Source organism: Micromonospora sp. LOL_021 (assembly GCF_048060215.1).
GTDB lineage: Bacteria > Actinomycetota > Actinomycetes > Mycobacteriales > Micromonosporaceae > Micromonospora_E.
Genome location: NZ_JBHMIN010000032.1, coordinates 40,439 through 54,131, shown reverse-complemented (window position 1 = coordinate 54,131; position 13,693 = coordinate 40,439). Strand labels below are relative to the sequence as shown.

The following is a 13,693-nucleotide window of genomic DNA, read 5'->3' as shown; positions in this document are numbered from 1 at the left end:
CCGAGGTCATCGATCGTTGTCTTCGAGCGCCTTGCGGAAGAAGTCACGCCCCTCGTCACCGCCGCCGCTGCGCCACTCCTGCGTGATCTGCTCGAGGTCGCTGGTCGGCCGCCGACCGCGCAGGACGTCGAGGATCTTGTCCTCGGTCGGCTGCTGCACCCGTGACAGGTTGGCCGGCAGCTCGAACTTGATCCCGGCCCACGGGTTCGGCTCCAGGTACTTCACCGTCTCGTTGGAGTAGCCCAGCAGATTCTCGACGAAGCCGGGGACGTCGGCCGTCTGCACGATTGTCGGGTAACGCCCGACGATGAAGGTGTACTGGTCGGCGATTTCCTGCCGGCCCAGCTCGGTCAGCTCCGGGCTGCCGTCGGCGCTGACCGTGTGGTGCTGGTCGGCGACCCCGTACTGGCGCAGGTGGTACTCCTCGGTGCCGAGCGGCGCGGCGCACCAGTTGAGCACTCGCAGGATCTCCTCGACGCGCTCCTTGCCCAGCCCCTTCTTGATGAAGGTGTAGAAGACCGGCTTTTCCTCGCCCCAGGCGACCGGGGCGCTCTGCCCGTCGGCGGAGAAGATCGGCACCGGCCGCATGTCGAACGTCGGGGTGATCTGCCGCTGCTCCGAGTACATGCCGCGCCAGGCGCCGACGCCGTCCTCGTAGCAGACCATCTTGCCGCTGTTGAACAGCTGCTTGGCGTCGGCGGCGCCCTTGCTCTCCACGATGTCCGGGTGCACCAGTCCTTCGGCGAACAGTCTGGTGGTGAACTCCAGGGCCGCGCGGTACTCCTCGGTCTCGTACTTGAACTCCAGGCCGCCGCCGTCGGTGCGCCGCCACCCGCCCTGTGAGCCGGGGACGCCGTAGAACATCTGCACCATGTTGAAGATCGAGCCGAAGGCCCAGACGCCGTTGGCCGGATCGGTCATCGCCTTGCCGAACTCGTAGAGCTCGTCGATGTTCTTCGGGGCCTGCACGCCGGCGGCGTCGGTGAGGTCCTTGCGGTAGAACAGCGCGTACGGGAACGGGCCGTCGGTCGGCCACGGGACGGCGGCGAGCCGGCCGCCCCAGACCGCGTACTGCCAGGCCCCGGTCGGGAAGCTGGCCAGGTGCGGGTAGGCCAGCGCGGCGTCACCGGCCAGGTGGTCGGTCAGGTCCTCGAACAGCGCCGAGACCGCGTCGGAGAACCGCGGGATCTTGTCGATCTCCCAGTTCGGGGCGCAGAGCAGGTCCGGCACGTCGCGGGCACCGAGGATGGCGCTCAGCTTGTCGGCGTAGGTGTTGCCGTCCTGGACGCTGAAGTCGATCGGCACGCCGAGCCGCTCGTTGACCGCCTGCAGGTAGGCGTTGCGGTCGATGCCGGGCGGGGTCGGCCCCCACCAGGGAGTCATCGCGGTGAGCGGTTCACCGCTGCTGCCGGGCGTCTCGGTGACCGCCCGGACCAGGTCAGTCGGGTACGTCAGGTAGCCGTCGGCGATCGGGCGTACCCCGGCGATGTCCGGGGTGATCAGCTCGACCGGCTGGTATCTGGGCAGAACCGCGCTGACCGCGTCGACGTCGGTCGCCGTGCCCTGGGTACCGGCCGGCCGGCTGCAGCCGGAGAGAAGACCGCCACCGGCCATCGCGGTGGCACCCAGGCCGACCAGGCCCAGGAATCGACGTCGGTTGGTGGCCGCGCCCGCGAGGGATCGATCCACGGCGCGCTCCCTTCGTATCGGCGAGCCAGGCATCCCGGCGACGGTGGGACGAACCAGCTCGAAATGGGGGTGTGGGGGTACAGTTTGCACGCTAGAGTTAGTTCGTCTGCTGACTAAACAAAGTAGCCGACGGTGACAGGTGCCACAAGGCAGGTGCCACAAGGGAGGCCGACATGACGCGAACCGCCGGTGGCGGCCCACCCCGCGGTGACCGCCGCGACACGCCGGCCCGCCGGGCATCCGGCCCGAGCCACCCGGCCGGGACCCGGGGCGTAACGTGATCACCATGCGGAGCGGCCCGCAGCCAGCGGACCTGACCGACGTACGCGCCACCAACCTCGCGGTCGTGCTGCGCTACGTCCGGGCCAACGCGCCCTGCTCCCGGGCGGACATCGCCGGTGCCACCGGGCTCAACAAGGCCACCGTCTCCAGCCTGGTCGCCGATCTGATCGACCGCCGCCTGGTCCGGGAGACCGGCCTCACCGAGCACCGCATCGGACGCCCGGCCACCATGCTGGTCGTCGACGGCGACGCGTACGCCGCGATCGGCATCGAGATCAGCGCCGACCACCTGACCGCGGTCGCGCTCGACCTGGCCGGCGGTGAGCTGCTGTCCTGGCGACGCGCCTTCACCGGGCTGGCCGCCACCCCGGGCAAGGCGGCCAGCACGGTAGCCGCACTGGCCGGCCGGGCGGTGAACCGGGCGACCCGGCAGGGGCGGCAGGTGCTCGGGCTCACCGTCGGGGTACCCGGCCTGGTCGACCAGCAGGGCCGGGTCAGCCTCTCCCCCGAACTGGGCTGGCGCGACGTCGACCTGCACGCCGATCTGGTCCGGGCGCTGCGCGGACCGGCGTACGAGGTGGTGGTGGACAACGACGCCCAGCTGGCCGCGCTCGCCGAGCACCGGCACGGGCCGTACGCCGGCACCGCGAACCTGGTGCACCTGACCGGCGGTGCCGGCATCGGCGCGGGGTTGGTGGTGGACGGGCGGCTGCTGCACGGCGCGCGGGGGTTCACCGGCGAGATCGGGCACATCCAGCTGGATCCCCAGGGTCCGCCGTGCCGCTGCGGTGCGAACGGCTGCCTGGAGGCGTTGGCCGCCGTACCGGCGCTGATCCGCCGGGTGCTGCCGGACGCCGAGACTGACGGGCCGGTCACCGACTTCGCGCCGGAGATCGACCGGGTACGGGCGGCGGCGCGCGCCGGTGATCCGGCGGCGCTCGACGCGCTCGACGAGGTCGGCCGCCACCTGGGCACCGGAGTGTCCATCCTGGCCAACCTGATCAACCCCGAGGTGGTGCTGCTCGGCGGCTACTACGTTCCGCTCGCCCAGTGGCTGCTGCCGGCGGCCCGGCAGCAGCTCGCCGACCGTACGGTGGCTCCGGCGGCCGGTGGCACCGAGCTGGCCGCCTCCGACCTGGCCGGCGGCGCGGCGGCGATCGGCGGCGCGGCCCGGGCGATCGCCGCGATCGACAACGGCCGGATGCCGGCCCGCCCGACCGACTGACCGCACCGGCGGCCGCCGCCCGGCTGACCAGCGGCCCACTGCGGTGGCCCGGGGCGGCGGCCGGGGGCCGGCGGCGGCTGACATCAATTTGTGGCGGGCAGCCCCTTGACCGTCCGTACTGATGGATGTCAACCTCAAAGGGCTCCACGGTTAACACGGCTGAAATCGTGTCGACAGTGGAGCGTTTTTGGGGCGGTCGTCGAAGCGCTTCGAGCCAGCGCTTCCCGGGCTGGCGGCCAACCTCCACCGCGTACCGACGCCTGCCCGTGATCCGGTGACCGCGGCGGTGCCCCGCACCGCCGCAGCGACCCACACGGGTGCCCTTGCCGATCCCGGAAGGCGATCCACGTTATGAGCGACAGCACGTTCCGCGACCCCGACCAACCCGTGGCCGCCCGGGTCACCGACCTGCTCCGCCGGCTCACCCTCGACGAGAAGATCGCCCTGCTGCACCAGCATCAGCCCCCGGTGCCCCGACTGGGCCTGCCCGGCTTCCGCACCGGGACCGAGGCGCTGCACGGGGTGGCCTGGCTCGGCCCGGCGACCGTCTTCCCGCAGGCGATCGGGCTGGGTTCCAGCTGGGACCCGGACCTGCTGCGGCGGATCGGCGAAGCAGTCGGCGACGAGGTACGCGCGTTCCACCACAAGGACCCCGTCAGCGTCGGACTGAACGTGTGGGCGCCGGTGGTCAACCCGCTGCGGGATCCACGGTGGGGCCGCAACGAGGAGGGTTACGCCGAGGACCCGTGGCTGACCGGGGTGCTGGCCACCGGGTACGCCAGCGGACTGCGCGGCGACCATCCCTACTACCTGCGGACCGCGCCGACCCTGAAGCACTTCCTCGGTTACAACAACGAGACCGACCGGGCCACCACCAGCAGCAACCTGCCGCCCCGGGTGCTGCACGAGTACGAACTACCGGCGTTCCGCGCCCCGATCGCCGCCGGTGCCGCGGTCGCGGTGATGGCGGCGTACAACCTGGTCAACGGACGGCCGGCGCACCTGAGCCCGCTGATCGACGAACAGCTGCGCCGGTGGACCGACGACGACGTCCTGGTCGTCGGCGACGCGGGAGCGGCCACCAACATCGCCGGCGCCCAGGGCTACCACCCGGACCACGTCACCGGCTACGCGGCGGCGCTGCGCGCCGGGATCGACAGCTTCACCGAGGACGACACCGACTCGCTGCCGACCGTCGCGCGGATCACCGAGGCGGTGGCGCGCGGGCTGCTCACCGAACCGGACATCGACCGCGCGGTCCGCCGGATCCTCTCCGTCCGGATCCGGCTCGGTGAGCTGGATCCACCCGAACGCAACCCGTTCGCGACGACCGGCACCGACGTGATCAACTGCCCGGCCCACCAGGACCTGGCCCGGATCGCGGTACGCGAGTCGGTGGTGCTGCTGCGCAACGCACCGACAGAGTCCGGAACCGACCCGGTGCTGCCGCTGGACCCGGACAAGATCCGGCGGGTCGCGGTGGTCGGCCCGCTCGCCGACACCGTCCACACCGACTGGTACGCCGGATCGATGCCGTACGCGGTCACCGCCCGCGCCGGGCTGGCCGCGCGGCTGCCGACGGCGACCGTGACCCACCACGAAGGAGTGGACCGGATCGCGTTGCGACTCGGCACCTCGGCGACCTACCTGCGGGCCAGCGGCGCGGCCGCCGGTGGACCGCTGCGGGTCGACAGCACGGCGGGCGGACCGCCACGCGCCGCCGCGCCGGAGGCAGCACCGCAGTGCTGCTTCGACGTGTTCGACTGGGGCGACGGGGTGGTCGCGCTGCGCAGCGTCGCCAACGGCCGGTACCTGGCCGCCGGCGACGACGGGGTGCTGGTCAACGACCGGTCCGGTCCGGGCGGGTGGGTGGTGAACGAGACCTTCCGGCTGGTCCGCGACGCCGACGGCCGTACGGCACTGCACCACCTGGCCCGGGACCGCTACGTCACCGTCGGCCCGGACGGGCTGGCGCGGGCCGAGGCCGCCAGCATCCACACCGCCACCAGGTTCGCCGTCGAACTGGTCACCGACGGCGCCCGGGAGGCGGCGGCGCTGGCCCGCGACGCCGAGGTGGCGGTGGTGGTGCTGGGCAACCATCCGATGGTGTGCGGACGGGAGACCGAGGACCGGGTCGACCTGGCGCTACCCGCCGCCCAGGCAGCGCTGCTGCGGGCGGTCCGGGTCGCGAATCCGCGTACTGTGCTGGTGCTGGCCAGCAGCTACCCGTACGCGGTGGAGTGGGCCGACCGGCACATCCCGGCGATCGTCTGGTCCGCGCACGGCGGTCAGGAGTACGGCACCGGGCTGGCCGAGGTGCTCTGCGGGGACGCCGATCCGGGCGGCCGGCTCACTCAGACCTGGTACCGGCGTACCGCAGACCTGCCTGACCTGTTCGACTACGACGTGATCGCCTCGGACGCGACGTACCTCTACTTCCGGGGGGAACCGCTGTACCCGTTCGGCCACGGCCTGAGCTACACCTGGTTCGACTACCGCGACCTGCGGTTGTCGGCCACCGAGGTGGGTGCCGACGACACGGTCGAGGCCAGCGTCACGGTGCGCAACAGCGGGGCGCGGGCCGGGACCGAGGTGGTGCAGCTCTACACCCGCCAGCGGCACTCCCGGGTCAAGCAGCCGCTACGCCAACTGCGTGCCTTCCGCAAGATCAGCCTCGCGGCGGGGGCGCAGACCACGCTCCGGTTCCGCCTCGCCGCTGCCGACCTGGCGACCTGGGACGTCACCCGGGACCGGCCGGTGGTGGAGAGCGCCCGGCACACCGTGTCGGTCGGCCGGTCCAGCGCCGACCTGGTGGCGACCACCACCCTGACCGTACTGGGTGAACGGATCGGCCCCCGCGACCCGCTGGCCGGACCGTTGTGGGCCGCCGACAACGACGACTACGCCGGCACGGCACCGGCCGACCATCCCGAGGGTCGGGACGCGGTGGGCGCGGCGGAGGACGGCGGCTGGATCGCGTTCACCGACGTCGACTTCGACGCCGGGCCCACTGCGGTCACCGCCCGCGTCGCCCACCGGCCGCTCCGGGCGGGGGCCGGGGCCGGCCCCGGTGCCGTCGGCCGGACAGCGGACGGGTCGACGGTCACCCTGCGGCTGGACGATCCGCTGGCCGGCCCGGTCGCCGGTACGCTTCCGGTACCGGCGACCGGCGGCCGCGACGACTGGGCCGAGGTACGGACGGAGCTGCACGGACTGTCCGGAACCCGAGACCTGTATCTGCTCTTCAGTACGGCAGGCGCTACGGTGAGCTACCTGAGTTTCGCCGGAACCGCCACTGACGGTCCGGCCAGGGACACGGATGGAGGAGCCTAGTGTCAACTCCGTCACAGCCGACCGGCGCCGGACCGGACCCCGCCGGGCCCGGCCCGGCGCGGGACCGGGCCGGGAAGCGGGCCGACATGGTGACGATCGCCGACGTGGCCCGGCACGCCGGCGTCGCGGTCAGCACCGTGTCCTATGTGCTCAGCGGCAAGCGGGCGATCTCGGCGACCACCCGGGAACGCGTACTGGCCAGCATCCACTCCCTCGGCTACCACCCGCACGCCGGGGCCCGGGCGCTGGCCAGCCGCCGGGCGAACGTGATCGCGCTGGTGCTGCCGCTGCGCTCCGGGATGCACCTGCCGGTACTGATGCAGTTCGCCACCAGCGTGGTCACCACCGCCCGACAGTTCGACCACGACGTGCTGCTGGTCACCGCCGACGAAGGGCCGGCCGGGCTGCGCCGGATCGCGGTCAGCGCCATGGTCGACGGCATCGTGGTGATGGACGTGGAGATGCACGACCCACGGGTGCCGCTGCTGCGTGAGCTCGAACGGCCCAGCGTGCTGATCGGTTTTCCGGCCGAGTCCGCCGGTCTGACCTGCGTCGACCTGGACTTCTACCGGGCCGGCGAGGCCTGCGTCGAACATCTCGTCACGCTCGGCCACCGGCAGCTCGCCCTGCTCGGAGCCCCGGCGGTGGTCTACGAACGGGAGACCGGCTTCGCTCACCGGACCCGGGCCGGCTTCACCGAGACGGCGGCCCGCTGCGGCGTCACGGCGGTCGCCCAGCCGTGCGAGGAGAACTACGACGCGGTACGCCGCGAACTGGCCGGGCTGCTGCACCGGCACCCGGGGCTCACCGCGCTGGTGGTGCACAACGAAGCGGCGGTCGGACACGTGCTGGCCGCGTTGCCGACCCTGGGCCGACGGGTTCCCGACGACATCTCGGTGGTGGCGATCTGCCCGGACGAGGTCGCCGAGCGGTCCGGTCCGGCGCTGACCTCGGTGCTGATTCCGGCCGAGGAGGTCGGCCGGCAGGCGGTCAGCCTGCTGATGCGCAAGGTCCAGGGCGACGCGGTGCCGGCCGCGACGCTGCTCGACCCACGGTTGACCGTCCGGGCCAGCACCGGCCCTGGCCCTGCCGCCGCGCTGCCGGGCGCCGAGGCCGGAGACACCGCCGTCGCAGGCACCGGGCCGGAGACGATGGTGGCGCTTGCCCGCCGTACCGATTCCTGATCAACTCGACCGCATGGCAGGCGACGCATCCGCGCCGGGCACCACGTCGGGCGCAGGCACCACGCCCGGCTCGGACACCACGGCCGGCGGGCACATGTCGGCGGACGAGTTCCGCCGGGCCGGGCACGCGGTGGTCGACTGGATCGCCGACTACTGGCAGACGCTGGAGAAACATCCGGTACGGCCGTCGAGCCCGCCCGGTACGGTGGCCCGGGCGCTGCCGGTGACGCCGCCGGAGCACGGCGAGCCGTTCGACCGGATCCTCCCCGACCTGGACCGGGTGGTCGTCGGCGGGCTAACCCACTGGCAGCACCCCGGCTTCTTCGGCTACTTCCCGGCCAACACCTCGGCGCCGAGCGTGCTCGGCGACCTGGTCAGCGCCGGCCTCGGCGTCCAGGGCATGCTCTGGGCCACCAGTCCGGCCTGCACCGAGGTGGAGACGGTGCTGCTCGACTGGCTGGCCCAACTGCTCGACCTGCCGCAACGGTTCCGGTCGGGGTCCACCGGTGGCGGCGTCATCCAGGACTCGGCGTCGTCGGCGACGCTGGTGGCCACCCTGGTGGCGCTGCACCGGGCCAGCGGCGACACCTGGCGCTCGGCGGGCACCGCTGGCGGCTACACCGTCTACACCTCGACCGAGGGCCATTCGTCGATCGAGAAGGCGGCCCGCATCGCCGGGGTCGGTGATCAGGGCGTACGGCTGATCGACGTCGATCCGGTCACGCTGGCGATGCGGCCGGACGCGTTGCGCCGTGCCCTCGATGCCGACCTGGCCGCCGGGCGACGACCGGCGATCGTGGTCGCCACCGTGGGCACCACCTCGACCACCGCCGTCGACCCCGTCGAGCAGATCGGCGCGATCTGCGCCGAGTACGGGGTGTGGCTGCACGTGGACGCCGCGTACGCCGGTGCGGCGGCGGTCTGCCCGGAGCTGCGCTGGACGCACGCCGGGCTGGAGCGGGCCGACTCGTACTGCTTCGACCCGCACAAGTGGCTGCTGACCGGGTTCGACTGCGACGCGTTCTGGGTGGCGGACCGGGCCGAGCTGGTCGAGGCGTTGACGGTGATGCCGGAGTATCTGCGCAACGAGCTCAGCGACACCGGCACGGTGATCGACTACCGGGACTGGCAGGTGCCGCTGGGTCGTCGCTTCCGGGCGTTGAAGTTGTGGTTCGTGCTGCGCTGGTACGGCGCACAGGGGCTGCGGGCGCACATCCGTTCGGCGGTGGCGCACGCGGCCTGGTTCGCCGACCAGGTACGCGCCGACGACCGGTTCGAGCTCGTCGCGCCGGGGCCGTTCGCACTGGTCTGCTTCCGGTTGCGCGGCCAGCCCGACGAGGTCAACTCCGCCCTGCTGGCTGCGGTGAACGCCAACGGCTCGGTGCTGCTGACCCACACCCGGGTGGCGGGCCGGTTCACCTTGCGGCTGGCGGTCGGCGCGCCGCGTACCGAGCGACGGCACGTCGCCGCCGCCTGGAAGCTGATCGCGGACACCGCCACCGGGCTGTTCGCCGACCAGCGCTGACCGTCGCCGGGCAGGTGGCGGTCAGGTCCAGGCGCGCGGGTTGGCGGCCAGATCCCGGATCCGCTCGGGGAGTTTGCCGGTGGCGACGTCGGCCACGGTGACCGACTCGAGGATCTCCCGCTCGCTGGCCCGCAACGCTATCCAGACGTCCTGCAGCGCGACCGCCGCACCCTGGTAGCCGAGCTCCTCCGGCCGGTGGCCCCGCACGTGGGCGAGCGGTCCGTCGATCACCCGGATGAGCTCCGCGAGGCTGATCTGCTCGGCGGGGCGGGCCAACCAGTAGCCGCCGTCCGGGCCGCGCTGGGCCTGCACCACGCCGGCCCGGCGCAACTGCAGCAGGATGCCCTCAAGGAACTTCGGCGGGATGCCCTGGGCCCGCGCGACCTGCTCGGCGGTCAACACGACCCGCGCCGACGCCGCAGCCGCGACCGCCAGCTCGGCGGCGGCCCGCAGCGCGTAGTCGACCCGGGCAGAGAGACGCATACCTCTCAGGTTACGGCACTGTTTCCATTATCGGATCGGCCGACCGCGACGTCGGTCAACCACCCTGGCCACCGCCGCCCGAGCGCCGGTCAGGCAGGTGGCCCGGTCACCCGCCGACCCGCCGGACCAGTCCTTCCTGCACAGCGCTGGCGATGTGCCGGCCGTCGCGGGTGAACATCCGACCGGTGGCCAGCCCGCGCCCGCCGGCGGCCGACGGACTCCAGCAGTCGTAGAGGAACCATTCGTCGGCCCGGAACGGCCGGTGGAACCACAACGCGTGGTCCAGACTGGCCCCGATCACCCCGCCCGGACCCCAGACCTCGCCGTGCACGGACAACACCGAGTCGAGCAAGGTCAGGTCGGAGGCGTAGGTGAGTACGCAGGCGTGCAGCAGCGGATCGTCGGGCAGCTTGCCGTCGGCGCGGATCCAGACCCGCTGGTACGGGTCGGCCGGCCGGTCCCCGGGGGCGACCAGACCCGGTTCGCCGACGTACCGCACGTCCATCGGCCGGGGGATCACCGCCCAGACACCGAGCCGCTCCGGATAGCGGGCCAGCCGCTCCGTCATGGTCGGTACCGCCTCCGGCGGCGGGACGTCCGGTGGCTGCGGGGCCTGGTGGTCCAGCCCGTCCTCGGGCCGGTGGAACGACGCCGACATGAAGAAGATCGGTTTGCCGTGCTGGTACGCCACCGAACGGCGGACCGAGAAGGACCGGCCGTCGCGGATGTTCTCCACTTCGTAGTCGATCGGCTCGGCGCCGTCGCCGGGGCGGACGAAGTAGCCGTGCAGCGAGTGCACCAGTCGCTGCGGGTCGACGGTCCGCCCGGCGGCGACCAGCGCCTGACCGGCGACCTGGCCGCCGAAGACCCGCTGCGGCCCCACCTTGGGGCTCATCCCGCGGAACGCGGACGGCCCGGTCCGGCTCAGGTCGAGCATCTCGAGCAGCTGATCGACGGCGGCCTGCCCGCCGACCGGATCACCGGTCACTGCAACGCCCGGGCCGCCGCGGCGTCGACAAGGCTACCGAGCTGGTGCACCCGCAGCGTGTTGGTGGAGCCGGGGGTGCCGACCGGGCTGCCGGCGACGATCACCACGTACTCGCCGGGATTGGCCCGGCCGAGGCCGAGCAGTGCCTGGTCGACCTGGCGGAACATGTCGTCGGTGTGCTGCACGAACGGCATCAGGAAGGTCTCCACCCCCCAGGAGAGGGCAAGCTGGTCGCGCACCTCGGCGACCGGGGTGAAAGCCAGCAGCGGCAGCTCGCACTGCAGCCGGGAGAGCCGACGCACGGTGTCACCGGTCTGGGTGAAGGCGACCATCGCCTTGGCACCGATCGCCCGGGCGATCTGCGACGCGGCCGAGGTGAGCGCACCGCCGTGGGTACGGGGGTCGTGCTGCAGCCGGGGCACCGAGATCGAGCCGTGCTCGGTCGTCGTGACGATCTTGGCCATGGTGCTGACCGTGAGCACCGGGTACTTGCCGACGCTGGTCTCGCCAGAGAGCATCACCGCGTCGGTGCCGTCGAGCACCGCGTTGGCAACGTCGGAGGCCTCCGCGCGGGTCGGCCGCGAATTCTCGATCATCGAGTCGAGCATCTGGGTGGCGACGATGACCGGCTTGGCGTTCTCCCGGCACAGCTGCACCGCGCGCTTCTGCACCAGCGGCACCTCGTCGAGCGGCAACTCGACGCCGAGGTCACCCCGGGCCACCATCACTCCGTCGAACGCGTCGACGATCGCCTCCAGGTGGGTGACCGCCTCCGGCTTCTCGACCTTGGCCAGGACGGGTCGGCGAACCCCCTCCTCGTCCATGATCGCGTGGACCAGCTTGATGTCCTCGGGCGACCGGACGAACGACAGGGCGATGAAGTCGGCGCCCAGGCCGAGCGCGAACCGCAGGTCGTCGGTGTCCTTGTCCGACAGAGCCGGCACGCTGACCGCGACGTTCGGCAGCGAGATGCCCTTGTTGTTGGAGACCGGCCCGCCCTCGACGACCAGCACCCGGATGTCGTTACCGTCCACCGCGCTGACCTCGACGGCCACCTTGCCGTCGTCGATCAGCAGCCGGTCCCCGGGGCGAACCTCCTGGGGCAGCTTGCGGTAGGTGCAGGAGACCCGCTCCCGGCTGCCGAGGATGTCGTCGCTGGTGATGACGACCGAGTCGCCGGTTCGCCACTCGTGCGGCCCGTCGGCGAACCGGCCGAGACGGATCTTGGGGCCCTGCAGGTCGGCCAGCACGGCGACCGCCCGGCCGGAGGCCTGGGCTGCCTCCCGGACCAGCTGGTACACCTGCTGGTGGTCGTCGTGGCTGCCGTGGCTGAAGTTCAGCCGGGCCACGTCCATGCCCGCCTCGACCAGCCCACGGATACGCTCCGGGGACGCGGTCGCGGGGCCAAGCGTACAAACGATCTTTGCGCGGCGTGTCACGCCCATGAGGCTAGTCTCTCCCCTGAACCGGCCGATCGGCCGACCCTGTCTGATGTCCGAACGGAAGTGCCCACCAGCGCTCGGCGCTCCGCGAGACATCGTACTGGTGGATGGAACCGTGACGGTGGACCGGCGGGCATCGACGACCGCGCCCTCAGGGTAGCGCGGTAATTGACCATCGCGGTACGCCCGGACGGCCGACGCCCGGACGTTCGGAGATCATTCGCCGAACCGTCACATAGATCCGGTTAACTGGTCACCCCACGACCGGAGGGTGGCACGGTGACACAACGGGTACGGACACGAACGGTGACCGCTCTGATGGCGATGATCGCCACCGGTATGGCGGCAGGACTGGCGCCCGGGACGGCGACGGCAGCCGGTACACCGGCCGGTGGGCACGGCGGCGTCCGGTTCGCCACCTTCAACGCCTCGCTCAACCGGGGTGTCGACGGCGGCCTGGTGGCCGACCTGTCCACCCTGGGCGACCGGCAGGCCGCCAACGTCGCCGAGGTGATCCAGCGGGTCCGCCCCGACGTGCTGCTGATCAACGAGTTCGACCACGACGCCGAGGGGCGGGCCGTCGAGCTGTTCCAGCGCAACTACCTGTCCCGCGGCCAGGGCGGGGCCCGGCCGATCCACTACCCGTACCGGTTCAGCGCCCCGTCCAACACCGGCGTGCCGTCCGGGCACGACCTCAACCGCGACGGTACGGTCGGCGGCCCGGACGACGCGTACGGCTTCGGGCTGTTCCCCGGCCAGTACGGCATGGCGGTCTACTCGCGCCACCCGATCGACCGGCGGTCGCTGCGTACCTTCCAGACGTTCCGCTGGCGTGACATGCCGGGAGCACTGCTGCCGGACGACCCGGACACCCCGGAGCCCGCCGACTGGTACTCCCCCGAGGCCCTCGCGGACGTGCGGCTGTCGTCGAAGAGCCACTGGGACGTGCCGGTGCGGATCGGCCGGCGGACCGTACACCTGCTGGCCAGCCACCCCACGCCGCCGGTGTTCGACGGCCCGGAGGACCGCAACGGCCGGCGCAACCACGACGAGATCCGGTTCTGGGCCGACTACGTCACCCCGGCCCGGTCCGGTTACATCTACGACGACCGGGGCCGCCGCGGCGGGCTGCGTCCAGGTGCCCGGTTCGTCATCGCCGGTGACCTCAACTCCGACCCGTACGACGGCGACAGCATCCCGGGATCGGCCCAGCAGGTCACCGGGCATCCGCTGGTTGACGACCGGCGGCCGCCGACCAGCGCGGGCGGGCCGGCGGCCAGCCAGCGCCAGGGCGGGGCGAACCTGACCCACGAGGGCGACCCCCGCTACGACACCGCCGACTTCGCCGACGGCACGCCGGGCAATCTGCGGGTCGACTACCTGCTGCCCAGCCGCCGACTACCCACCGCGGGCAGCGGGGTGTTCTGGCCGACGCCGGACGATCCGCTGTTCCGGCTGGTCGGCGACTACGACCCGGCGCTGCCCGGCGGGTTCCCCACCTCGGACCACCGGCTCGTCTGGCTCGACCTGCGCTGCTGAGCG

9 protein-coding genes are annotated in these 13,693 nt (G+C 72.4%); 5 read left to right on the top strand and 4 right to left on the bottom strand.

Going from position 1 to position 13,693, the window contains the following annotated elements; genetic code table 11:
• Positions 1-6: 6 nt before the first annotated feature.
• Positions 7-1,689 carry an extracellular solute-binding protein gene (locus ACFHWT_RS20465; protein WP_416596285.1) on the bottom strand — a complete coding sequence of 561 codons (1,683 nt, stop codon included), beginning with the start codon at positions 1,687-1,689 and terminating at the stop codon, positions 7-9.
• A 286-nt stretch (positions 1,690-1,975) separates the two neighbouring features.
• Between ACFHWT_RS20465 and ACFHWT_RS20460 the strand changes: the two genes are divergently transcribed.
• From ACFHWT_RS20460 to ACFHWT_RS20445, 4 genes are all read left to right on the top strand, one after another.
• Positions 1,976-3,196, top strand: coding sequence for an ROK family protein (locus ACFHWT_RS20460; protein ID WP_416596284.1), 1,221 nt, complete (start codon positions 1,976-1,978; stop codon positions 3,194-3,196).
• 351 nt (positions 3,197-3,547) lie between these two features.
• Positions 3,548-6,529: a glycoside hydrolase family 3 C-terminal domain-containing protein gene (locus ACFHWT_RS20455; protein WP_416596283.1), complete on the top strand. Its 2,982-nt coding sequence runs from the start codon at positions 3,548-3,550 to the stop codon at positions 6,527-6,529.
• Between the two features lie 86 nt (positions 6,530-6,615).
• Positions 6,616-7,713, top strand: a complete 1,098-nt coding sequence (locus tag ACFHWT_RS20450) for a LacI family DNA-binding transcriptional regulator (protein WP_416596300.1) — start codon at positions 6,616-6,618, stop codon at positions 7,711-7,713.
• Between the two features lie 13 nt (positions 7,714-7,726).
• Positions 7,727-9,238 (top strand): pyridoxal-dependent decarboxylase, encoded by a 1,512-nt coding sequence (locus ACFHWT_RS20445; RefSeq protein WP_416596282.1) that lies wholly within the window; start codon positions 7,727-7,729, stop codon positions 9,236-9,238.
• A 21-nt stretch (positions 9,239-9,259) separates the two neighbouring features.
• On the opposite strand, the gene ACFHWT_RS20440 is transcribed toward ACFHWT_RS20445, so the two are convergent.
• The 3 genes from ACFHWT_RS20440 to pyk all read right to left on the bottom strand — a co-directional run bounded on the left by ACFHWT_RS20440 (position 9,260) and on the right by pyk (position 12,154).
• Positions 9,260-9,721 carry an RrF2 family transcriptional regulator gene (locus ACFHWT_RS20440; protein WP_278170058.1) on the bottom strand — a complete coding sequence of 154 codons (462 nt, stop codon included), beginning with the start codon at positions 9,719-9,721 and terminating at the stop codon, positions 9,260-9,262.
• A gap of 106 nt (positions 9,722-9,827) precedes the next feature.
• Complete coding sequence (locus ACFHWT_RS20435; protein WP_282234711.1) at positions 9,828-10,658, bottom strand: acyl-CoA thioesterase; 831 nt, start codon at positions 10,656-10,658, stop codon at positions 9,828-9,830.
• Between the two features lie 47 nt (positions 10,659-10,705).
• Positions 10,706-12,154, bottom strand: a complete 1,449-nt coding sequence (gene pyk / locus ACFHWT_RS20430; RefSeq protein ID WP_282231341.1) for a pyruvate kinase — start codon at positions 12,152-12,154, stop codon at positions 10,706-10,708.
• Between the two features lie 303 nt (positions 12,155-12,457).
• On the opposite strand from pyk, the gene ACFHWT_RS20425 reads away from it, so the two are divergent.
• Positions 12,458-13,690, top strand: coding sequence for an endonuclease/exonuclease/phosphatase family protein (locus tag ACFHWT_RS20425; protein WP_416596281.1), 1,233 nt, complete (start codon positions 12,458-12,460; stop codon positions 13,688-13,690).
• The last annotated feature ends 3 nt before the right edge of the window (positions 13,691-13,693 follow it).